The sequence below is a fragment of the Bradyrhizobium shewense genome (assembly GCF_900094605.1).
Taxonomy (GTDB): Bacteria; Pseudomonadota; Alphaproteobacteria; order Rhizobiales; family Xanthobacteraceae; genus Bradyrhizobium; species Bradyrhizobium shewense.
In genome coordinates this window covers 722,230-743,873 of the sequence record NZ_FMAI01000001.1, presented here as the reverse complement: position 1 = coordinate 743,873, position 21,644 = coordinate 722,230, and the positions used below count along the sequence as shown (strand labels likewise).

The 21,644-nt window shown below is 64.6% G+C and carries 17 protein-coding genes; 6 read left to right on the top strand and 11 right to left on the bottom strand.

The window, feature by feature from the left end:
• Positions 1-112: 112 nt before the first annotated feature.
• The 6 genes from GA0061098_RS03200 to GA0061098_RS03175 all read right to left on the bottom strand — a co-directional run bounded on the left by GA0061098_RS03200 (position 113) and on the right by GA0061098_RS03175 (position 5,454).
• On the bottom strand, positions 113-877 hold the full coding sequence (locus tag GA0061098_RS03200; RefSeq protein WP_091953335.1) for an anti-sigma factor family protein: 765 nt from the start codon (positions 875-877) through the stop codon (positions 113-115).
• The gene (locus tag GA0061098_RS03195) at positions 874-1,425 is read right to left on the bottom strand and encodes a sigma-70 family RNA polymerase sigma factor (protein ID WP_091953332.1); all 552 of its coding nucleotides are present in this window, start codon (positions 1,423-1,425) and stop codon (positions 874-876) included. Before GA0061098_RS03195 ends, GA0061098_RS03200 begins: the two co-directional genes overlap by 4 nt.
• 103 nt (positions 1,426-1,528) lie before the next feature.
• Positions 1,529-1,864, bottom strand: coding sequence for a cupredoxin domain-containing protein (locus GA0061098_RS03190; protein ID WP_091953330.1), 336 nt, complete (start codon positions 1,862-1,864; stop codon positions 1,529-1,531).
• Positions 1,865-1,878: 14 nt separating this feature from the next.
• Entirely contained in the window at positions 1,879-2,823 is a 945-nt protein-coding gene (locus GA0061098_RS03185; protein WP_091953329.1) for a metallophosphoesterase family protein, read from the bottom strand.
• A 118-nt stretch (positions 2,824-2,941) separates the two neighbouring features.
• Positions 2,942-3,823, bottom strand: coding sequence for an alpha/beta fold hydrolase (locus tag GA0061098_RS03180; protein ID WP_091953328.1), 882 nt, complete (start codon positions 3,821-3,823; stop codon positions 2,942-2,944).
• Positions 3,824-3,834: 11 nt separating this feature from the next.
• Positions 3,835-5,454 carry a GMC family oxidoreductase gene (locus GA0061098_RS03175; protein ID WP_091953327.1) on the bottom strand — a complete coding sequence of 540 codons (1,620 nt, stop codon included), beginning with the start codon at positions 5,452-5,454 and terminating at the stop codon, positions 3,835-3,837.
• Between the two features lie 200 nt (positions 5,455-5,654).
• Between GA0061098_RS03175 and GA0061098_RS03170 the strand changes: the two genes are divergently transcribed.
• On the top strand, positions 5,655-6,827 hold the full coding sequence (locus GA0061098_RS03170; protein ID WP_091953326.1) for a M20 aminoacylase family protein: 1,173 nt from the start codon (positions 5,655-5,657) through the stop codon (positions 6,825-6,827).
• 74 nt (positions 6,828-6,901) lie between these two features.
• Here GA0061098_RS03170 and GA0061098_RS03165 read toward each other — a convergent pair whose 3' ends face one another.
• The 3 genes from GA0061098_RS03165 to GA0061098_RS03155 all read right to left on the bottom strand — a co-directional run bounded on the left by GA0061098_RS03165 (position 6,902) and on the right by GA0061098_RS03155 (position 11,306).
• The gene (locus tag GA0061098_RS03165; protein ID WP_091953325.1) at positions 6,902-8,530 is read right to left on the bottom strand and encodes an inorganic phosphate transporter; all 1,629 of its coding nucleotides are present in this window, start codon (positions 8,528-8,530) and stop codon (positions 6,902-6,904) included.
• Positions 8,531-8,628: 98 nt separating this feature from the next.
• Entirely contained in the window at positions 8,629-10,071 is a 1,443-nt protein-coding gene (locus tag GA0061098_RS03160; RefSeq protein ID WP_091953322.1) for a UdgX family uracil-DNA binding protein, read from the bottom strand.
• Positions 10,071-11,306, bottom strand: a complete 1,236-nt coding sequence (locus GA0061098_RS03155; protein ID WP_091953319.1) for a putative DNA modification/repair radical SAM protein — start codon at positions 11,304-11,306, stop codon at positions 10,071-10,073. The genes GA0061098_RS03160 and GA0061098_RS03155 overlap by 1 nt, the downstream gene beginning before the upstream one ends.
• A 163-nt stretch (positions 11,307-11,469) precedes the next feature.
• Between GA0061098_RS03155 and GA0061098_RS03150 the strand changes: the two genes are divergently transcribed.
• The 3 genes from GA0061098_RS03150 to GA0061098_RS03140 are packed head-to-tail and all read left to right on the top strand — an operon-like array spanning position 11,470 to position 17,127.
• Positions 11,470-12,258, top strand: a complete 789-nt coding sequence (locus tag GA0061098_RS03150) for an ImuA family protein (RefSeq protein WP_091953317.1) — start codon at positions 11,470-11,472, stop codon at positions 12,256-12,258.
• Positions 12,155-13,750, top strand: coding sequence for a Y-family DNA polymerase (locus GA0061098_RS03145; RefSeq protein WP_165637115.1), 1,596 nt, complete (start codon positions 12,155-12,157; stop codon positions 13,748-13,750). The genes GA0061098_RS03150 and GA0061098_RS03145 overlap by 104 nt, the downstream gene beginning before the upstream one ends.
• Entirely contained in the window at positions 13,747-17,127 is a 3,381-nt protein-coding gene (locus GA0061098_RS03140; protein WP_091953314.1) for an error-prone DNA polymerase, read from the top strand. Before GA0061098_RS03145 ends, GA0061098_RS03140 begins: the two co-directional genes overlap by 4 nt.
• Before the next feature lie 328 nt (positions 17,128-17,455).
• Here the strand turns inward: GA0061098_RS03140 and GA0061098_RS03135 are convergent, their stop codons facing one another.
• Both GA0061098_RS03135 and GA0061098_RS03130 read right to left on the bottom strand, forming a co-directional pair.
• Entirely contained in the window at positions 17,456-18,226 is a 771-nt protein-coding gene (locus tag GA0061098_RS03135) for an SDR family NAD(P)-dependent oxidoreductase (protein WP_091953311.1), read from the bottom strand.
• Between the two features lie 240 nt (positions 18,227-18,466).
• Positions 18,467-18,754, bottom strand: a complete 288-nt coding sequence (locus GA0061098_RS03130) for a hypothetical protein (protein WP_028146977.1) — start codon at positions 18,752-18,754, stop codon at positions 18,467-18,469.
• A 58-nt stretch (positions 18,755-18,812) separates the two neighbouring features.
• Here GA0061098_RS03130 and GA0061098_RS03125 point away from each other — a divergent pair, with 58 nt between their 5' ends.
• Both GA0061098_RS03125 and GA0061098_RS03120 read left to right on the top strand, forming a co-directional pair.
• Positions 18,813-20,213 carry a CoA transferase gene (locus GA0061098_RS03125; RefSeq protein ID WP_091953308.1) on the top strand — a complete coding sequence of 467 codons (1,401 nt, stop codon included), beginning with the start codon at positions 18,813-18,815 and terminating at the stop codon, positions 20,211-20,213.
• A 144-nt stretch (positions 20,214-20,357) separates the two neighbouring features.
• Positions 20,358-21,608, top strand: a complete 1,251-nt coding sequence (locus GA0061098_RS03120; RefSeq protein WP_091953305.1) for an efflux RND transporter periplasmic adaptor subunit — start codon at positions 20,358-20,360, stop codon at positions 21,606-21,608.
• Positions 21,609-21,644: the final 36 nt, after the last annotated feature.

The window sequence follows — 21,644 nt, the reverse complement described above, 5'->3', positions numbered from 1 at the left end:
AGCAATCGCAGACTGTCTCTGCGAAGGCAACCTGGGGATTGCTTCGTCGCTCCAGCGCAAAATTGCTTCGCAATTTTGTCGCGAGCTCCTCGCAATGACGGTGTAGCAAGATCTACCCCTCCACATTCGCCTTCATCGCTGTCTCGAACTTGTCGACGAACTCGGCGAGCTCGTCGGCGCCGATGTCGCTGACGGCCCAGAAGTTCAGGCCGCGCTCGCCCCAGCGGCGGCAGTTGAAGCCCTGCATGGTCTGGGTCTTCGGCGGCCGGTGTTCGGTGCTGGACGTCTGTGACACGAACAGGTTGATCACGTGCTGGCGACGCTTGTAGACGACCGCGCCGATGGCGCGGGCGTCGATATAATCGAGCCGGCCGCCGACCAGCGTAAAACCTTGCGCGGTGAGGTCGATCACGGGCGGGGCGACGTCGAGCTTGCCGTTGAACCACGGTTTCACGGTGTGCTGGTCGGTCGAGATCACGTCGGTGAGGTGGCCGGCCTGCAGCGAGCGCAGATGCGCGGAGACGACCTCCGAGAGGATGCGCTGCTGGTCATCCTGGCGCAGCACGATGGCGACGATTCCGGTTGCGGCGAGCGCGGAGACCGCCGAGCCCATCGCAAAGCCGCGCAGCACGGAGCGGCGGCTCGGCTGGCGTTGCGGCTCGGGCAGCGAGGCCTCGATCCGGGCGCGCAGGCTTGCCGGCGCGGTGTAGCGCAGATTGGTGTCGGCGAGCACGCGCTGCATCTCCCGTTGTGCGGCAAGCTCCGCAGCGCAGCCCGGACAGCCGGCGATATGGGCTTCGACCTCGCGCGCGTGGCCGGCATCTAGCTCGTTGTCGAGCAGCGCGTGAAGCAGAATCCTTGCTTCGTCGCAGGTCATTTCGCTTGCTCCTCTTCCGCCGTCCAGGCCGCGCGCAACAGGGCGCGGGCGCGGGCGAGGCGGGACATCACGGTGCCGATGGGCGCGCCGACGGTTTCTGCGATTTCACGATAGGACAGGTTGTTGATCTCGCGCAGCACGAAGGTTTCCTTGAACGGTTCGGCGAGCGCCTCGATCAGCTTGCGGATGGCGCCGGCATCGCGGCTGCGCAGCACCTCGGTCTCCGGGCTCGCCTCGCTCTCCTGCCAGATCGGCGTCTGCTCGGCCGCGCCGGGCGTATCCTCGAGCGCGCTGGGCCTGTGCGCGCGCCGTGCGTATTCCGCGTTGCAGACATTGCGCAGGATCGCGAACAGCCAGGGCTTCATCGCCGGCCCGCGATAGCTGTCGAAGTGCTTGAGCGCGCGCAGATAGCACTCCTGCACCGCATCTTCCGCGTCGGAGGCGTCGCGCAGCAGATAGCGCGCGAGCGTGTAGACGTCGTCGAGATGGGGCAGCGCCGCTTCGCGAAAACGCCGCGCCTTGTCCGGATCGTCGCTTGTCGGTGGCATCGCCGCTCGCTTTGCCGTTTCGCCTGATGTCGCCGAAGACGCAGGAGCCCGGCCAGCGTGGGACCACCGGCCGGGCAAGACGTTGATGCCTTGGTTGGAGACGTTACTCAACCTTGATCATCCCCGTCATGTGCGGATGCAGCGAACAAAAGTATTTGTAGTCGCCCGCGTTGGTGAAGGTGAACGAGAACTTGTCGTCGGTGTCCAGGGTCTTGGACCTGAACTTGCCGGCCGACACCACGGTGTGAGGGATGTCGTCCCGATTGGTCCAGGTCACGGTGGTGCCGGCCTTGATCTTGAGCTCGGCCGGCTGGAAGACGAAATTGTCGATATGGATCTCCATGTCGTCGGCACGAGCGCTTGTTGCGGGCAGCAGGATAGCCGTGGCCAGAGCGAGTCCGAGATCGACGCCGAAGTCGCGGCGGTTGAGTGGCTTCATTGTCAGCTTCCACCTCAGCCCTGGAGCGGCGTGTCGATGATCGCGAGCCGCTGCTCGTTCTGCTTGAAGTTGATGCTGGCAACGCCGAGCATGCCGCGCAGCTTGGCGTCCTCGACCTTCATCGGTCCGGGAGAGGGGGCGGCCCCTGGCGCCGGCTGCGGGAAGGCGGTGGAGCGCGCGGTGTGGAAGGTGACGTTACCCTCGACCTTCTGCATCACCTGGTGAATGTGTCCGTTCAGCACGGTGACCGAGCCAAAACCCTTCACCTGTTCCAGCGCGCGGCCGCCGTCCTCGGTGCCCCAGCCCCATTCGGGATAGACAGTCCACAGCGGGATATGGGCGAACAGCACGATCGGCGTCGATTTCGACTTGCCGCGCAGATCGTCCTGGAGCCAGGCAAGCTGCTCGGCGCCGAGATTGCCGAGACCGCCGGCCTTGAGGTCGACGACGTTGACGAGGCCGATGAAGTGCACGCCGCCGGCATCGAACGAATACCAGCCTTGGCCCTTGGTACCGCGGCCATACCGCTCGCGATAGAACTTCACCTCCTCGTCGAGGAAGTCATGTTCGCCAGGCACGTAGTGCACGTCGAGCTTGCTCTGCGAGATGATGCGCTCGGCATTGTCGAATTCGGCGGCCTTGGACAGATGGGTGATGTCGCCGGTGTGGATCATGAAGGACGGTTTGGCCGGCATCGCGTTGATCTTGCCCACGGCCTCCTCGAGCGTGCCGAGCGCGTTGGGATTGGCCGGCTTGTCGAAGCCGACATGGCTGTCGCTGATCTGGAGGAAGCTCATGCCGGGCGCGGCCGCGGTCGCGGCCTGCGCGGAATCGATGATGCCGAGCGAGCGCGGCACGCCGCCGGTGACGGTCCAGAGCACCCCGGTGCCGGCCCAAGTCATGCATTCCAGCACCTTGCGGCGGCTGACGCCGTCGCCGTCGTGATCGTGTCCGCTCATCGCGCGTCTCCGCTTCGCCCGGAATTGGGCTTCGGAGAGGTGATTGGGGGAGCGGGGGACTTATTCGCGGGAGGTGATGACGTTTTTGTGAGGGGGTCTCCCGTCCGGGGCACGAGACCTATTTTGCGAACTCTCTCACGGCCTCGACCACACGCTCCGGAACTTCCTGTGCCACGCAGTGCCCGGCGTCTTCAAAGACGAACGTGCTGGGCTGCGGAATCAGCGCCACCGCGCGTCGCGCCATCTCCCAATAGATCGGCCCCGACTTCGCCGCGGTCGTGACGCGCACCGGGCAGTCGATCTCGGTGAGCGAGGCAAACGGATTACCGCGCGCATCGCCGACATAGACCTGCGCCATCGCCTCGTAGATCGGACGCAGAATCGCCGACTCGATCTCGGGCGTACAGCGGAGTCGAACTCGGCCGTCGTCGAGCGGCTCGAAACCGTGGCGCACATAGGCCTGAAGCGAGGTCTCGGTCCAATCCGCAAACGCCGGCGCTGTGCGGTAGCGTTCGAAGACGGCCTCGGCACTGTCGAACTCAGCGCGTCGGCGCAGCGTGCCCTCTACTCGCGATAGGGATTCCTCGTCCAACCCTCCGGCGCGCGCCGCGCGCGGGTCCATGATGGTCGGCTCCATCACGAACAGGCGTGTGAAGCGTCCGGGCAAGAGTTTTGCCGCAAGCAGCAGGTCCGTCGCGCCCGCGCTGTGGCCGATCCCGTAGACGTCGTGCAACTCGAGTGCATGGATTACCCGGCGGACATCCTCGGCATAGTCCAGGAAGTGATAGGAGCCGGGCTTGTGGCTCGCGCCATGGCCGCGCCGGTCGAGCGCATAGACCGTATAGGCCGATGCAAGCTCGCACGCGACCTCGTCCCAGACATCGGCGACGAAGCCGGTGCCGTGCACGAGCAGGGCAGGCGTCTTGCCGCTCTCGCCCCATTGCACCATGGCGATCGCTGCGTCGGCCGGGCCGATTGAAAAGCGCTGGGGATTGATCATGCGACAGGATGCTACTTCGCATCCTCCAAAATCATCGTCGCGCCCTTCTCGGCGATCATAGCCGTCGGCGTATTCGTGTTGCCCGAGGTGATGGTCGGCATGATTGAGGCATCGACAATGCGCAGACCTTCGAGCCCGTAGAATCGCAGGCGCTCGTCCACCACCGCCATGGGATCGCTGACCGCGCCCATCTTGGCGGTGCCGACGGGATGGAAGATGGTGGTGCCGATATCGCCGGCAGCCTTTGCGAGCGATGCATCGTCGTCGCCGACGGAGGGGCCGGGCAGATATTCGCTCGGACGATATCGTGCGAGCGCCTTCTGCTGCATCAGGCGGCGCGTGGTGCGGATGGCGTCGGCGCCGACCTGGCGGTCGTCGCCGGTCGACAGATAATTCGGCGCGATGATCGGCTTCTCGTCAGGGCTCGCCGAACGCAGCCGCACGGTGCCGCGCGAGGTCGGCTGGAGATTGCAGGCACTGACGGTGATGGCGGGGAAACGGTGCAGGGGATCGCCGAACTTGTCGAGCGACAGCGGCTGCACATGGAACTGGATGTTGGCGCGTGCGCGCGTCGCATCGGAGCGCGTGAAGATGCCGAGCTGCGACGGCGCCATGGTCAGGGGACCGCGGCGGCGGAAGGCGTAGTCGAGTCCCATCAGGCCGCGGCGAAACAAATTGTAATAGGTCTCGTTCAGCGTGCGCACGCCCTCGACCTTGTAGATCGCACGCTGCTGGAGGTGGTCCTGCAGATTGCGGCCGACGCCAGGCTTGTCCATGACGATGTCGATGCCGAGCGGCGACAGCCAGTCGGCGGGGCCGATGCCGGAACGGTGCAGCACCTGCACCGAGCCGATCGAGCCTGCCGAGAGGACTACCTCGCGTTTCGCACGCGCTTCGATCATCTCGCCGTTCTGGATGAAGCGCACGCCGACGACGCGGCCCCGCTCGATGATGACGCGGTTGACCAGCACATGCTTCTCGAGCCGCAGGTTCGGGCGGTTCAGCGCAGGCTTGAGGAAGCCGCGCGCTGAGGACCAGCGCCGACCGCGCTTCTGGTTGACGTGGAAATAGCTGGTGCCTTCATTGTCGCCGGTGTTGAAATCCGGGATGCGCTTGATGCCCATCTCCTCGGCGGCATCGCCGACGGCATCGAGAACGTCCCATGACAGCCGCGGCGCCTCGATGCGCCAGCCGCCGCCGGCGCCGTGATGCTCGCTGGCGCCGAGGAAGTGGTCTTCGAGCTTCTTGAACAGCGGCAGCACGTCGTCATAGCCCCAGCCCGTCATGCCGAGCTGGCGCCAATGATCATAATCGGCGGCCTGGCCGCGCATCGAGATCATGGCGTTGATCGCCGAGCAGCCGCCGATCACCTTGCCGCGGGGATAGGCGAGCGAACGGCCGTTCAGGCCCGGCTCGGCCTCGGTCTTGAACATCCAGTCCGAGCGCGGATTGCCGATCGCGAAGAGATAGCCGACCGGGATGTGGAACCAGATCCAGTTGTCGTCGCCGCCGGCTTCGAGGACGAGGACGCGATTGCCGGGATCGGCCGACAGCCGGTTGGCGACGATGCAGCCCGCCGTACCTGCCCCGACGACAATGTAATCAAATTCACCTTCGAACCGTCTCGGCATTCTGCTTCCACCCAACCGGCGTCATGCCCGGGCTTGTCCCGGGCATCCACGCACTTTCTGTTCTAATAGTCAGACGTGGATGGCCGGGACAAGCCCGGCCATGACGAGAGGACAGGGTTACCCTCGGCCCGCGGCAGTTGGGTGGACTGGCGCTTGCATGGTAGACAGTCCTGCATTTTCAACAAAGCTTGAGACCCTCCATGCCCATCGTGAACCGCGTCGCCGACCTTCAACCCGATATTCAGGCCTGGCGCCGGGACATCCACGAGCATCCCGAGCTGCTGTATGACGTCCACCGCACCGCAGCATTCGTCGCGGACCGGCTGCGCGAGTTCGGCTGCGATCAGGTCGTGACCGGGCTCGGCCAGACCGGCGTGGTCGGGGTGATCAAGGGCAACAAGCCGGCTGGCGAGGGGCTCAAGACGATCGGCCTGCGCGCCGACATGGATGCGCTGCCGGTCGAGGAGCAGACCAACCTGCCATACGCCTCCAAGATTCCGGGCAAGATGCACGCCTGCGGCCATGACGGCCACACCGCGATGCTGTTAGGGGCCGCCCGCTACCTCGCCGAAACCCGCAATTTCGCCGGCGATGCGGTCGTGATCTTCCAGCCCGCCGAGGAGGGCGGCGCCGGCGGCGCGGCCATGGTGAAGGACGGCCTGATGGAGCGCTTCGGCATCGAGCAGGTCTACGGCATGCACAATGGCCCCGGTATTCCGATCGGCTCGTTCGCGATCCGGCCGGGTCCGATCATGGCGGCGACCGACGAGGTCGACATCATGATCGAGGGTCTCGGCGGTCATGCCGCGCGTCCGCACAAATGCATCGATTCCGTGCTGGTCGGCGCGCAGGTGATCACCGCCCTGCAATCGATCGTCGCGCGCAGCGTCGACCCGCTGGAATCGGCCGTGATCTCAATCTGCGAATTCCACGCCGGCAACGCCCGCAACGTCATTCCGCAGACCGCGACGCTGAAGGGCACCATCCGCACGCTCTCGCCCGAGGTGCGCAAGCTGGTCGAGAAGCGCGTGCATGAAGTGGTGGCGGGCGTCGCGCAGATGACCGGCGCCAAGATCGACCTGCGCTACCAGCGCAACTATCCGGTCGTGAACAACCACGCCGCGGAGACCGAGGTGGCGCGCCGCATCGCGCAGCAGGTTGCCGGCGATGCCAACGTGCACGAGATGCCGCCGCTGATGGGCGGCGAGGATTTCGCCTATATGCTGGAAGCGCGCCCCGGCGCCTTCATCTTCTGCGGCAACGGCGACAGCGCCGGCCTGCATCACCCCGCCTACAATTTCAACGACGAGGCGATCGTGTTCGGCACGTCCTACTGGGTGAAGCTGGTCGAGGAATCGCTCGCGGCGTCGTAACGCCGAGTTCCAAGCGCAAATGAAAAGAGCCCGTGCATCGCACGGGCCCTTTGTTTTTGAGTGATGCAATCCGCTCAGAAGATCCGCGAGAAGATCACGTACAGCGTGGCCGACAGCATGATCGCGCAGGGCAGCGTCAGCACCCAGGCCATCAGCAAGTTGCGGATGGTCGCCATTTGCAGGCCCGAGCCGTTCGCGGCCATGGTGCCGGCGACGCCCGACGACAGCACATGCGTGGTCGAAACCGGCAGGCCGAACACGTCGGCGGCGCCGATCGTAGCGGCGGCCACCAGCTCGGCCGAGGCGCCTTGCGCGTAGGTGAGATGGCTCTTGCCGATCTTCTCGCCGACCGTGATCACGATGCGCTTCCAGCCGATCATGGTGCCGAGGCCGAGAGCGATGGCGACGGCGACCTTCACCCAGGTCGGGATGAACTTCGTGGCGCTGTCGAGCCCACCCTTGTAGGCGTTCAAGGTCGCGACCTCTTCCTTGTTGAGGTCGTTTTCCTTGTCCTTCATCAGGAAGCGGATCGCTTCCGAGGTCAGGTACATGTCGTTACGGGTGTTGCCGACCACTTCCGCCGGCACCTTGTTGAGCGAGCCGTATTTCGCGACTTGGTCGCCGACATCCTTCACCAGCACCGACAGCGAGGGGTAGGTGCCCTCGCTGATGTGGTGCGAGGTGATGTACTGGGTCACCGCAGGACGGGGATCGCCGATGATCGAGTGACCGGCACCCTTGGCCGCGATCACCTTGGAGGCGGCATCCGAGACCTTCTGGAACTGGGCGACCTGGGATTCCGGCAGCGCGCGGTTGAGCGCATAGGCGGTTGGCACGGTGCCGATCAGGATCAGCATGATCAGGCCCATGCCCTTCTGGCCGTCGTTCGAACCGTGCGCGAAGCTGACGCCGGTGCAGGTCGCGATCAAGAGGCCGCGGATCCAGAGCGGCGGCGCCTTGTTGCCTTCGGGCGCAGCATACAGGGCCGGGTTGCGCACGATGAACTTGAGCAGCAGCAGCAGCGTCGCGGCGCAGATGAAGCCGAACAGCGGCGACAGCAGCAGCGCGTAGCCGATCTCGGTCGCCTTGGTCCAGTCCACGCCCGAGGTGCCGTCGCGGCCGCGCATGACGGCGTTGGCGACGCCGACGCCGATGATCGAGCCGATCAGCGTGTGCGAGGAGGAGGCGGGCAGACCGAAGAACCAGGTGCCGAGATTCCACAGGATCGCGGCGATCAGCAGCGCGAACACCATCGCGAAACCGGCGCTGGAGCCGACCTGCAGGATCAGCTCGACCGGCAGCAGCGAGACGATGCCGAAGGCGACCGCGCCGGAGGACATGAGCACGCCGAGGAAGTTGAAGAAGCCCGACCACATCACCGCGACTTCGGCCGGCAGCGAATGGGTGTAGATCACGGTCGCCACCGCATTGGCGGTGTCGTGAAAGCCGTTGACGAATTCGAAGCCGAGCGCGATCAGGAGCGCGACGAACAACAGGATGTAGGGCAGGTAGCTCGTCACGCGCGCGCCGGTCGCGTTGACGTCGACATAGATGCTGTAGGCGACGAACAGCAGGCCCGCGGCGAGGATGCCGAAGAACAGGATCATCGTCAGCGGATTGAAGCCCTTGTCGAGATTTGGCCGCGAGGCCGGCTGGATCGGCGCGGGATCGGCTACCGCGCGGTCGAATGCTACATCGGTCATGTCTGGACGCCCCTTAACTTTGAAGTAAGGGTATTGTCCGCGATGGATTTGAAGGCTGGATGACAAGCGGCGGTTGAAAACCGTTTTCCTGCCAGTATTTAGGCTGCCCGCGCGGCTTTCTTCTGCAAGCCGGCAGCGATCTTCAAATCGTCGACAAAGCGCTGATATTCCAGCGCCTTGGCTTCAGGATCTGGCAGCCGCAACAGATAGGACGGGTGCACCGTCACCAGCGCTTTGCGTCCGTCGGGAAGGTCGATGAGCCGTCCGCGGGACTTGCCGATGGGAGTGATCTTGCCGAACACGCTTTGCGCGGCGGTAGCGCCCATCGCCACGATCAGATCTGGCTGAATTGCCGAGACTTCCCGCTCATACCATTGCCGGCAGGCCCGGATCTCCGGCGTATTCGGCTTCTGGTGCAGGCGGATCTTTCCGCGCGGCACGAATTTGAAGTGTTTCACCGCGTTGGTGACATAGACCTTCTTGCGATCGACACCGGCCTCCTCCAGCGCACGGTCGAGCATCTGGCCCGCCGGACCGACGAAGGGGTGGCCGGCGAGATCTTCCTTGTCGCCGGGCTGCTCGCCGACCAACATGATGTTGGCGGATCTCGGGCCTTCGCCGAACACGGTCTGGGTCGCGTCCTTGTAGAGGTGGCAGGCGCGGCAATGCGCGGCCTCCTCGCGGAGCGCTTCGAGATCGTCGGCAGCTGGCTTGCGTTTCATCGGAGCCTCCGGCCGCTTCTGAGGCTTGTGCGGATCGGTTGCGGCATTGGCGATCATGGCGCCGGTCATGCGTTCGGCGTCCTCGATCAAGGGCTTAATGATCGAAGCCTCGGGCAGGTTCCTCCAATATTTCTTCGGCATCTCGGCCTGCATCGCCTTCACCTTGAGCCGGGCCGGATTGAAGATGCTGGCGTAATAGCGCCGCCAGGTTTCCTCCAGCCGGTCTTCGCCCGGTGCTTCGCTCTTGCTGACGCCCGGCGTGAACGCGAGCGCGTGGCCGTCCCAATGTGCGCAGAGGTCCGGCGTCAGGATCGACCAGGGCATGTCGGCAAAGCGCTTTGCGAAGAACGGGGCTGCGAGCTCGACGATGTGATGCTCCGGCTGGAACCAGGCGACGTAATGCGCTGCGCGCTCGCGTCCGATCTCGCGGAAGCGGACGAAGGCGTGCATCTTGTGCTCGTCGCGATGGACCGCGCGGGCCATCGCCGTAACCTGCGCGACGTCAGGGTCGGTCGCGACCTCGATGAGATCGTGGTTGTCCTTCAGCCGAAACAGCAGGCGATAGAGGATCGCAAAGCGCTGGATATCGCGGTGCAGGATTGCGGCCTGGGCAAGCTCGATGAATTTGCCTGATACGTTGAAGGTGCCGTCATTCACCTCGAGGATCGGAGACGGTGCAGGCGGTGCGAACAAATCGGCTTCCCCGCCCTGCACGGTCCAGGTGACATCGGTGGGCTGCACGTAATGAAGCACAAGGCTGCGCGCGGCTTTGCGCCAGCCGTCGAAATCGGTTTCGGTGTCGAGGGTGATGTACTGCATCAGAAGCCAAATCCCAGTTGAGTTGCTTTCGGCTTGAAGCGCTCGATCAGCCCGGCGGCATCGAGACGATGCGGCGAGGGGCGGTGATCGCTGAGGACGATGAACGGCAGCGCCTTGTTGCGGGGCACGTGCAGCCGGGCGAGATCGGCGAGGCGGATCGTGGTGGTGCGCCGTGTTGCAATGATGCGCTCGACCGCCTTGGTGCCGAAGCCCGGCACGCGCAGCAGCTCCTCACGGCTGGCGCGGTTGACGTCGAGCGGGAAGCGGTCGCGATGGCGCAGCGCCCAGGCGAGTTTTGGATCGATGTCGAGCGGCAGCATCGCGCTGTCGTCGACGATCTCGCCGACATCGAAACCGTAGAACCGCATCAGCCAGTCGGCCTGGTAGAGCCGGTGCTCGCGCAGCAGCGGCGGCTGCACCAGAGGCAAGGCGCGGCTGGCGTCGGGGATCGGGCTGAAGGCGGAGTAGTAGACACGCCGCAGGCGGTAGGCGCCGTAGAGATTGGCGCTGGTGTGGAGAATGGTGTGGTCGGAGGCAGCATCGGCGCCGACGATCATCTGCGTGCTTTGGCCGGCCGGCGCGAAGCGCTGCGGCCTCGCCTTGGTCTTCGCGCTGCGGCCTTCCTCGGCCTCATCCAGCTTCAGCCGCAGCCGGCCCATGGTGCGGCGGATTGCGCGCACGTCCTTCTCCGGCGCGAATTGCTGCAGGCTTGTCTCCTCGGGCATCTCGATGTTGATGGAGAGACGATCGGCATATTTGCCGGCTTCCGCGATCAGCGCATCGTCGACCTCGGGAATGGTCTTGAGATGGATGTAGCCGCGGAAGTGATGCTCCTCGCGCAGCTTTCGCGCGACGCTGACGACCTGCTCCATGGTGTAGTCGGGGCTGAGGATGATGCCGGAGGAGAGGAACAGGCCCTCGATGTAATTGCGCCGGTAGAAGTCGAGCGTGAGCTTGACCAATTCGTCGACGGTGAAGCGGGCGCGGGGCACGTTCGAGGAGGCGCGGTTGACGCAATAGAGGCAATCGTAATTGCAGGCGTTGGTCAGCAGCACCTTGAGCAGCGAGATGCAGCGTCCATCAGGCGCATAGGAATGGCAGATGCCCATGCCCGGCGCGGTCGAGCCCATGCCCTTGCCGTCGCTGGAATCCCGCTTCTCGGTGCCGCTGGAGGCGCAGGACGCGTCGTATTTGGCGGCGTCCGCCAGGATTTCCAGCTTGCGTTGTACGTCCATGGTTGAATCCCTTTGATTCCGCTCATGAATCCATTTGCGCGCCAATTCGATTGACTCTCCGCGCGCCGTTAGCTTTATATTAGAACATATCATGAACAAATGAGCCAGCCGCTGGTTCTCTTTTTGAGAGCCATCGGCAATCACCCCTGAAGGAGCGGCGAGCATGAGCGGCGCACGGACAAGCGCGCTTGCGACCTTGCGCGGCCAGATCGAGCGCATCGAGACGGCGACGGTCGTGCATCCGCACGATCGCGTCGCGCTCGGCCACAGCGAAGCCGACAACGCGCTGAAGGGCGGCCTCGCGCGCGCGGCGATCCACGAGGTGTTTTGCGCTGGGTCTCAGGGGACGGCCGCGACCGGCTTCGTCATGGGACTTGCCGGGCGCGTCTCGGCGCAGCGGCCGCTGCTGTGGGTACGGCAGGATTTTTCAGAGATAGAGGCAGGCGCACTGTCGATGAGCGGGCTCGCCGAGCTCGGCCTCGATCCGCGCCGCATGGTGATGGTGCGCGCCGCCGATGTCGAGAGCGCGCTACGCACCTCGGCCGATGCGCTCGCCTGCGATGCGCTGGGCGCCGTCGTGCTCGAGCTCTGGGGCGAGACCAGGCAGTTCGATCTTGTGGCGAGCCGCAAGCTGACGCTGGCCGCGCAAGGCTCCGGCGTCACCGGGCTTTTGCTGCGGATGGCCGCGCAGCCGCTGCCTTCGACCGCGGAGACCAGGTGGATGCTGCGCGCGGCGCATTCGCCGCCGGGGTCGGTGTGGGACGCATGGGGCGCGCCGCGCTTCGATGCCGAACTCTTGCGTAATCGTCATGGCCCGTGCGGCCGGTGGATCATGGAATGGAATTGTGATGAGTGCCAGTTCAGTGAACCGTCGACGTATTCTCAGCCTGTGGCTGCCACGCCTGCCCATCGACCGGATTCAACGGTTCTTCAACAGCGCCGGGCTGGGTAAAACCAATAATGAGCCGAGCATTGTCGTCATCAAGGAGAACAATGCGCTGGTGATCCATGCGCTGGACGAGGCTGCCGAGCGCCTCGGCCTGTACATCGGTCAGCCGCTGGCCAATGCGCGGGCGATGTGCCCGGATCTGAAAGTGTTCGACGCCGATACTGTCGCCGATGCGAAGACGCTCAGCGACATCGCCGACTGGTGCGACCGCTTCACGCCGCTGGTGGCGCTGGATCCGCCACACGGGCTGTTCCTCGACATCACCGGCTGTGCACATCTGTTCGGCGGCGAGGCTGCGTTGCTGCAAGCGCTGGTTCGTGCGCTCGGCCGACAAGGCTTTGCCGTCAGCGCGGCCATCGCCGGCACCTCGGTCTGCGCGCGCACGCTGACGCGGCAGGCCACGGGCACCATCGTTGCCGATGGCGAAGAGGCGAGGGCGATCAGCCGGTTTCCGGTGTCCGCGCTCGGTGCGGGCGAGGCCATCACCACCGGCCTGCGTCGCGCCGGCCTCAAGACCATCGGCGACGTCACCGCGCGCTCGCCGAGCGAGATCACGGCGCGGTTCGGGGCGCGGTTCTCAACCTTGCTCGCGCATGCGTTGGGGCAGGGTGATGCGCCGATCAACCCGCGAAAGCCGCTGCCCGATTACATCGTCGAGAAGCCTTTCGCCGAGCCGATCGCGACCGACACCATGATCGCAATGACGCTGTCGCGGCTGGCGGACACGTTGATCGCCTCCATGGAGAAACAGGGCAAAGGCGCGCGTCGGCTGGAAGCTGCCTTCTTCCGCACCGATGGCGTGGTGCGCGCGATCATGGTCGAGACCGGACGGCCGGTCACGCAAAGCAAAGTGATCGACCGGCTGTTCCGCGAGCGTCTCGATGCGCTCGCCGATCCCCTCGATCCCGGTTTTGGCTTCGACATGGTGCGCCTGTCGGCGAGCCGCACCGAAATCGTGGTGCAGGAGCAGCGCGATCTCGACGCCCATGTCCACGACAATGACGAGCTTGCCGCCCTGATCGACCGCATCGCCGCGCGCATCGGCGGCAAGCGCGTCGTCGTGCACCTGCCTGAGGATACCCATATCCCCGAATGCGCCGTGCTGGCCGCGCCGGCGCAGCATCATCTCGCCGCCGCCATGCAGGCCGAATGGCCGGCACGGACCGAGAGCGAGCCGCCGCTGCGCCCCTTGAGGCTGTTCGACAAGCCGGAGCCGATCAAGGTGCCGTTCGCGGCCGTGCCGGATGGTCCGCCGCATCAGTTCACCTGGCGCCGCGCGCTGCATGCCGTGGTGCGGGTGGAAGGACCCGAGCGTATCGCGATGGAATGGTGGCGGCAGGACGGCAAGCAGCTGACGCGGGATTACTTTCGCATCGAGGACGCCGAGGGCCTGCGCTTCTGGATTTTTCGCGACGGACTTTACGAGGGGGAGGTGTTCGACGGCGACGGCGAGCCTGCTTCTCCCGGCTGGTATGTGCACGGTCTCTTCGCATGAATAGCCCCGCTTATGCCGAGATCGGCATCACCACCAATTTCTCCTTCCTGCGCGGCGGTTCGGATCCGCGCGCCTATGTGCATCAGGCGAGCAAGCTCGGCATTCCCGCGATTGGAATCGCCGATCACAACACGCTCGCCGGCGTGGTGCGGGCCTGGAATGAGCTCGACAATGACAAGGTGCTGCACAAGCCGAAACTGCTGATCGGTGCGCGCATCGTCTTCATCGACGGCACGCCCGACATTCTGGTCTACCCGCGCGACCGCGCCGCCTATGGCCGGCTGTGCCAGCTTCTGACCAAAGGCAAGCGCGGCGACGACATCACGCGGATCGAGAAGGGCGAGTGCCGTCTCACCTTTGCCGATCTTCTGGAATTTTCGGAAGGCCAGCTCCTGGTCCTGACGTTGCCGCATCGCTTCGAGCCGGCGCAGGCGCTGGATCTGCTTGCAAAGCTGAGGGCGAGCCGCGCCGAAGGCGTGTGGCTCGCGGCGAGCCTGATCTATCGCGGCGACGACCGGCGCCGCCTGGCACGGCTCGACGACCTTGCGGCCAAAGCAAAAGTGCCGCTGCTCGCGACCAACGAGGTGCTCTATCACGATCCCGGCCGCCGTCCGCTTCAGGACGTGCTGACCTGCATCCGGGAAAAGACCACGATCGAGGCGGTCGGACGGAAGCTGGAAGCCAATGCCGAGCGCTTTCTGAAAACACCCAGGGAGATGGCGCGGTTGTTCCGCGATGTCCCCGAGGCGATCGCGGAGACCATGCGTTTTGCGGGGAAGATCGACTTCTCACTCGACCAGCTCAAGTACCAGTATCCGGACGAGCCGGTGCCGCCGGGCAAGACCGCGCAAGGGCATCTGGAGGATTTGACCTGGGCGGGCGTCGATAAATACTTTGGCGGCATCGAGAACATTGACGACAAGCTGCGCGCGACGTTGAACAAAGAACTCGCGCTGATCGCCGAGCTGAAATACGCACATTATTTCCTCACCGTGCACGACATCGTGCACTATGCGCGCAGCCAGAACATTTTGTGCCAGGGCCGCGGCTCGGCGGCGAATTCGGCCGTGTGCTACGTGCTCGGCATCACCTCGGTCGATCCGACCAAGGTCGATCTGCTGTTCGAGCGCTTCATCTCCAAGGAGCGGCTGGAGCCGCCCGATATCGACGTCGATTTCGAGCATTCGCGGCGCGAGGAGGTGATGCAATATGTCTACCGACGCTACGGTCGTCACCGCGCCGCGATCATCGCAACGGTCATCCATTATCGCCCGCGCAGTGCCATCCGCGACGTCGGCAAGGCGCTGGGCCTGACCGAGGACGTCACCGCCGCACTCGCCGACACCGTCTGGGGCAGTTGGGGCAAGGGCCTCAACGACATGCAGGTCAGGCAGGCCGGGCTCGATCCGCAAAATCCCATGATCAACCTTGCAGTCGAGCTTGCGGCCGAGCTGATCGAATTCCCGCGGCACTTGTCCCAGCATGTCGGCGGTTATGTGCTGACCCAGGACCGGCTCGACACCTATGTCCCCATCGGCAACGCGGCGATGGACGACCGCACCTTCATCGAATGGGACAAGGACGACGTCGACGCGCTCAACATGATGAAGGTCGACGTGCTCGCGCTGGGCATGCTGACCTGCATCCGCAAATGTTTTGATTTGATCGATAAGCACAAGGGCGAGCGGTTTGTGCTGGCGAGCGTTCCACAGGACGACCCCAAGGTTTACGACATGCTGTGTGACGGGGAATCGCTCGGCGTGTTCCAGGTCGAGAGCCGCGCCCAGATGAACATGCTGCCGCGCCTGAAGCCGCGGACCTTCTACGATCTCGTCATCGAAGTTGCCATCGTGCGACCGGGACCGATCCAGGGCGACATGGTGCATCCGTATTTGCGGCGGCGGAACGGGCTTGAGAAAGTGACCTATCCCTCGCCATCGCCCGAGCATGGCCCCGCGGACGAGCTCTACAAGGTGCTGCACAAGACGAAAGGCGTGCCTCTGTTCCAGGAGCAGGCCATGCGTATCGCGATCGAGGCGGCAAAGTTCACGTCCGAGGAAGCCAACGGCCTGCGCCGCTCGATGGCGACCTTCCGCAATGTCGGCACCATTGGCCAATACGAGGAGAAGCTGATCGGCAACATGGTCGCGCGCGGCTACGATGCCAATTTTGCCAGAAGCTGTTTTGACCAGATCAAAGGCTTTGGCTCCTACGGCTTCCCGGAGAGCCACGCCGCGAGCTTCGCCCAGCTCGTCTACATCTCGTCATGGCTGAAATATCATCACCCCGACGCCTTCTGCTGTGGCCTCCTGAACTCGCAACCGATGGGCTTTTATGCGCCCGCACAGATCGTCAGCGACGCCCGCAAGAACGGCGTCGAGGTGCGCGATATCGACGTGTCCTATAGTTTTGCGCAGAACACGCTGGAGAATACTGACGGCAGGTCTTGTGCCGTCCGCCTTGGCTTTCGCCAGATCGACGGCTTCCATTGGCTCGATCCTGATGAGGAGGCTCTCAAGAAGGAGCAGGCGAAGCGACAAAGCAAAGTATACGTCACTCAGGAGGACTGGGCCGACCGCATCATCGCCGCCCGCAACCGACGTCCCTTCACTTCGCTCGAAGATTTTGCCCGCGACACCGGCCTGCCCAAGCGCGCGCTGATCCTGCTGGCCGATGCCGACGCGTTTCGCTCGCTCGGGCTCGATCGCCGCGAGGCGCTGTGGCAGGTGCGGCGGCTGCCCGACGACGTGCCGCTGCCGCTGTTCGAGGCGGCGACCGCGCGCGAGCAGCCGGACGAGCACGCGCAACCGCTGCCGGTGATGCCGCGTTCCGAGCAGGTGGTCGCGGACTACCAGACCATCCGGCTATCGCTGAAGGGGCACCCGATGGAATTCTTGCGCGAGATGTTTTCGCGCGAGCGCGTCGTCGCCTGCAAGGATATCAGTCACGAGAACGAGCGTCGCCGCGTCCGCTGCGCCGGCGTGGTGCTGGTCCGGCAGCGGCCAGGCAGCGCCAGCGGCGTCGTGTTCATGACGCTGGAGGACGAAACCGGCATCGCCAATGTCGTGGTGTGGCCCAAGATCATGGAGCAGTACCGGAAAGAAGTCATGGGCGCGCGCCTCATCCTGGTCGAAGGCTATATCCAGAGCAGTCCCGAGAAGGTGACGCATCTCATCGCCCAGCGCATGATCGATCGCTCGCACGATCTGGTCGGCCTCGCCAACGACGCGCTGAGCCGCAAGCATCCGGTGCCGGCAGGTGCCACCGTGGTCGAGCCGCTCAACGAAGACCCTCGCGCGCTCACGGACATGCCGGCGCAAAAACACCGCCACCCCCGCAACGTCCGCATCCTGCCGCCATCGCGGGATTTTCATTGAGGGGTGGCGCGGAGTGCTGCCACACGCACGGCTGCCGTAGGGTGGGCAAAGGCGCGTAGGCGCCGTGCCCACCTCCTTTTGCGGCTCGTCGCGAAGACGTGGGCACGCTTCCGCCTTCGCTCTTCGAGCCACGGCGGACAAGTCGCTTTGCCCACTCTACAAGTTTCGCGCTCGCAATGACGAATTTGTTGAAGTAGCGTGCCACACGCTCAGCCGTCATACCCCGCGAAAGCGGGGTATCCAGTACGCCGCGGCTTCTCGGCTCTAGCCGCGCCGTCTCTGGAATACTGGATCGCCCGATCAAGTCGGGCGATGACAGTGTGCCCTTCTAAAAATTCACCCGGTTCGAGATCGCGCCGTCCACGACGAGATTCGATCCCGTCGTGAACCCCGACACCGGGCTTGCCAGAAACACCGCGGCGCTCGCGATTTCCTGCGGTGTGGCCATCCGGCCGGTCGGATTGCGCTTCATCGCGTCGTTGTAACGATCGGGCATGTTCTTCTCGACCATCTCCCAGACGCCGCCCTTGAAATAGACCGTGCCGGGCGACACCACATTCACGCGGATCTTCTTCTTTGCATATTGCCGCGCCAGTCCCTTGGCCATGTGGATCAGCGCCGCCTTGATCGGGCCGTAGGAACTGGCCGTGTCCGCCTGCGCCGCCGAGATCGAGGAGATGATGACGAAGGCGGCGTCGCCGCTTCTCTCGCCGCTCGCTTCGAGGAAAGGTCGCGCGGCATCGAACGCGTGCACGGCGCCGAGCAGGTCGAGCTGGAAGTTCTGCTGCCAGGATGCGGCATCGTGGCCTTGCGCCATCGCGCCGGCATTGGAGAACAACAGGTCGACGCCGCCGAGCTCCTTTGCTGCACCCTCGATCCAGGATTTCAGCGCCGCGCCGTCGGTCACGTCGACCGGGCCGCCGGTGGCGTTGACGCCCTTCGCCTTCAGCTCGGCAACGGTGGCCGCAACCTGATCCGCATTGCGTGCACACACCGCGACATTGGTGCCTTCACCGGCGAGCGTCTCTGCGATCGCCCGCCCGATGCCGCGCGTGCCGCCGAGGACGATGGCGTTCTTGCCTTTGAGACCGAGATCCATTGTTGGGTTTCCTTTTTGTTGGTCGTGGAGAGTGTAGTCGCGTGCGCGGCATCGCCGCAAATCCCATTGTTCGACCGTTACCCTGAGGTGCCGGAGCGTAGCGGAGGCCTCGAAGGGCGACAGCCCGGTTGCCACCTCGGCCGTGCATCCTTCGAGGCTCGACTTGCGATGCGATGCATCGCAAGTCGCACCTCAGGATGACGGGATTAGCATTGGAGGACATGCCACCACTTTACGTCCTCACTCCGGCGCCGCGCCGACCGGCGGGCCACCGGGCGGGCGGTGCAGGAAAGTGAGCGAGGCATAGGCGCCGGCCCAGGAGCCGATCGCGGCGAAGGCAACGTAAAAGGCGTTCTCGGTGTAGCTGATCACGGCGTAGGAGGAGAGCATGTACCAGACGGCGCTCCAGTTCGCCGCTGACATGCGTTTGCGCGCGATCACGGCCGAGGTGAACATGACATAGACCGCGTCTGTGGCCGCCGTTGCGATGAACACGGCGCCTGCGGTAAGGGGGTCGATGGCGGCCATTGCATTTCCTTATGTGCTAATGGATGGTCGCTTGAAAAACTAAGGGAGAGAAGCGGCCATGCAAAGCCCTGCCGACATTCTCAAGGACATCTGGACCTCCGCCGGGGGCGATGCGCCGGCGCTCGAGCGCGTGCGGCTGGGCGGTGAGGAGCCTCAGCTTCCGTCCTCGTTCCGCGTCGCGATTGCCGGACAGACGACCATCGTCGCGGCCGGCCTTGCCGCCGCTGAGATCTGGCGGCTGCGCAGCGGGCAGACGCAGGACGTAAGCGTCGACATCCGCCACGCCGTCGCCGAATGCCGCTCCGAGCGTTATCTGCGTCTCGACGACAAGCCGCCGCCGCCGGCATGGGACGCCATCGCCGGCGTCTACAGGACTGCCGACAATCGCTTCGTTCGCTGCCACACCAATTTCCCGCATCACCGCGACGCCGTCTGCAAGGTGCTTGCTTGCGAGGCGGAGCGCGACAAGGTGCAGGCCGCGCTGATGCAATGGAACGGCGAGGATTTTGAGACTGCGGCTTACGCCGCGGGCGGCGTCGTTGCGCTCATGCGCTCCTACGACGAATGGTCCGCGCTGCCGCAGGCGCGCGCGCTCGCCGAGTTGCCGCTGCTCTCGATCGAGAAGATCGGCGAGGCCCCGCCAAAGCCGTGGCCACAAGGCGATCGTCCGCTTGCGGGCCTGCGTGTGCTCGATCTCTCCCGCGTCATTGCAGGTCCCGTCGCCGGCCGCACGCTCGCTGCGCATGGTGCGGATGTGCTGCTGGTGTCAGGGCCGGAGCTGCCCGCCATTCCCTGGCTCACCATCGACACCGGCCGCGGCAAGCTCACCACCTTCATCGCGCTGAAGAGCGAGACAGGCAGGGCGCAATTGCGCGAACTGTTGCGGGACGCCGACATCTTCTCGCAGGGCTATCGCCCGCGCGCGCTCGCCGCCCTCGGCTTCGCGCCCGAGGATGCCGCGCAGATCAATCCGGGCATCGTCTATGTGACGCTGTCGGCCTATGGCCACGCCGGCCCCTGGGCCGAGCGGCGCGGCTTCGATTCCCTCGTGCAGACCACGACCGGATTCAATCATGCCGAGGGACGCGCTGCCGGTCTCGATGGCCCTAAGGAATTGCCGGCACAGATGCTCGATCACGCCACCGGCTATCTGATGGCGTTCGGCGCGATGATGGCCAAGGCCCGTCAGGCGCGCGAAGGCGGCAGCTGGCACGTGCGTGTGTCGCTGGCGCAGACCGGGCGCTGGCTTTGGAATCTCGGCCGGCTCGATGGCGGACTGAACACCCCGGATCTTACGGGCGAAGCCGTACATGCTGCGTTCATCGAGAGCATGCCATCTGGCTTCGGCATGTTGAAGGTGGTGCGCCACTCGGCGATGCTGTCGAAGACGCCGGCGCAATGGAGCTGTCCGGCAATGCCGCTCGGCAGTCATCCGGCACAGTGGCCAGCGCGAAGCTGACGTGAAGCTGACATGTCGCGAAATTTTAACGCAAACCGAAAGGCGCCCTGCGTTTTTAGGTTGTTTGAACTCCCAATTCGGCACTATTAGCGCAACCGATAAGGCAGGCATCTGCCGAGATCGTCGCAGACACGACCGGGCTCCATGGTAGTTGAAAATACCAAGCGATTGCAGGTGTTTACAAAACAACGGGTGATCACATCCGTAGTTTTACTAGCTCTTGCCGGTGTCGGCGCCGGGGCCTACGGCTTCCTCTCTTCCGGCTCCAAGGAAAAGAAGCACTCCGAGATCTCCAGCCAGTCGCGCAGGAATGCGCAGAACTTCACGCCGACGCCGTCCGAATGGGCGACGCTGACGATCGAGCCGGTCAAGGCCAAGGCCTTCCGCGCCGAATATGTCACCGAAGGCAAGGTCGCCGTCGACGAGGACCGTTCGACGCCGGTGTTCTCGCCCTATGCCGGCCGCGTGACCAAGCTGCTGGCCAAGCCGGGTGAGATGCTGAAGCAGGGCCAACCGCTGTTCACGATCGAGGCCGCCGACACGGTGCAGGCCCAGAACGATTTCATTGCAGCGATGACTTCGCTGAACAAGGCCAAGTCGGCGCTCGAGCTCTCCGACATCCAGTTCAAGCGCGCCAAGGACCTCTATGAGGGCCATGCCATTCCGCTGAAGGATTATCAGCAGGCCGAAGCGACCCAGGTTCAGGCGCGGAACGACATGCGCTCCTCGGGGACCGCGCTGGAAGCCGCGCGCAACAAGCTGCGCATCCTCGGCTTCACCGACGAGACCATCAAGGCGTTCCAGGACAAGGGCGCCATCAATCCGGAAGTCACGATCTACTCGCCGATCTCGGGCACGGTCGTGCAGCGCAAGATCGGCCCCGGCCAGTACGTCAATTCCGGCGCCAGCGATCCGGTCTTCGTGGTCGGCGATCTCTCCACGGTCTGGCTCACCGCCTTCGTGCGCGAGAGCGACGCCGCCGCGGTCTGCATCGGCCAGGACATCACCGTCAACGTGATGGCACTGCCGGGCCGCCCCTTGACCGCCAAGATCAATTACGTCGCTGCCGCGATCGACCCCAACACCCGCCGCCTGCAGGTTCGCGCCACCATCGACAACAAGGACGGGCTGCTCAAGCCCGAGATGTTCGCCAACGTCACGATCTATTCGGCCGGCGATCGCGCGGCGCCCGCGGTACCGAAGCAGGCGTTGATCTATGAAGCCGACAAGGTCCGCATCTGGGTCGCGCGCGAGGACAAGTCGGTCGAGCTGCGCCAGATCAAGATCGGCCTCATCAACGGCAACCTCGTCGAGGTCACCAGCAATCTGAAACCCGGCGAGCAGATCGTCACCAAGGGCAGCCTGTTCATCGACCGCGCGGCGTCCGGCAGCTGATCGACGACCCAAAAAATTGCAGACAAACTGAAGCTT

Bases quoted from the DNA above. Each gene is read 5' to 3' on its own strand.
- GA0061098_RS03200 (WP_091953335.1), bottom strand. From the start codon at position 877: ATGACCTGCGACGAAGCAAGGATTCTGCTTCACGCGCTGCTCGACAAC.
- GA0061098_RS03195 (WP_091953332.1), bottom strand. From the start codon at position 1,425: ATGCCACCGACAAGCGACGATCCGGACAAGGCGCGGCGTTTTCGCGAA.
- GA0061098_RS03190 (WP_091953330.1), bottom strand. From the start codon at position 1,864: ATGAAGCCACTCAACCGCCGCGACTTCGGCGTCGATCTCGGACTCGCT.
- GA0061098_RS03185 (WP_091953329.1), bottom strand. From the start codon at position 2,823: ATGAGCGGACACGATCACGACGGCGACGGCGTCAGCCGCCGCAAGGTG.
- GA0061098_RS03180 (WP_091953328.1), bottom strand. From the start codon at position 3,823: ATGATCAATCCCCAGCGCTTTTCAATCGGCCCGGCCGACGCAGCGATC.
- GA0061098_RS03175 (WP_091953327.1), bottom strand. From the start codon at position 5,454: ATGCCGAGACGGTTCGAAGGTGAATTTGATTACATTGTCGTCGGGGCA.
- GA0061098_RS03170 (WP_091953326.1), top strand. From the start codon at position 5,655: ATGCCCATCGTGAACCGCGTCGCCGACCTTCAACCCGATATTCAGGCC.
- GA0061098_RS03165 (WP_091953325.1), bottom strand. From the start codon at position 8,530: ATGACCGATGTAGCATTCGACCGCGCGGTAGCCGATCCCGCGCCGATC.
- GA0061098_RS03160 (WP_091953322.1), bottom strand. From the start codon at position 10,071: ATGCAGTACATCACCCTCGACACCGAAACCGATTTCGACGGCTGGCGC.
- GA0061098_RS03155 (WP_091953319.1), bottom strand. From the start codon at position 11,306: ATGGACGTACAACGCAAGCTGGAAATCCTGGCGGACGCCGCCAAATAC.
- GA0061098_RS03150 (WP_091953317.1), top strand. From the start codon at position 11,470: ATGAGCGGCGCACGGACAAGCGCGCTTGCGACCTTGCGCGGCCAGATC.
- GA0061098_RS03145 (WP_165637115.1), top strand. From the start codon at position 12,155: ATGAGTGCCAGTTCAGTGAACCGTCGACGTATTCTCAGCCTGTGGCTG.
- GA0061098_RS03140 (WP_091953314.1), top strand. From the start codon at position 13,747: ATGAATAGCCCCGCTTATGCCGAGATCGGCATCACCACCAATTTCTCC.
- GA0061098_RS03135 (WP_091953311.1), bottom strand. From the start codon at position 18,226: ATGGATCTCGGTCTCAAAGGCAAGAACGCCATCGTCCTCGGCGGCACG.
- GA0061098_RS03130 (WP_028146977.1), bottom strand. From the start codon at position 18,754: ATGGCCGCCATCGACCCCCTTACCGCAGGCGCCGTGTTCATCGCAACG.
- GA0061098_RS03125 (WP_091953308.1), top strand. From the start codon at position 18,813: ATGCAAAGCCCTGCCGACATTCTCAAGGACATCTGGACCTCCGCCGGG.
- GA0061098_RS03120 (WP_091953305.1), top strand. From the start codon at position 20,358: ATGGTAGTTGAAAATACCAAGCGATTGCAGGTGTTTACAAAACAACGG.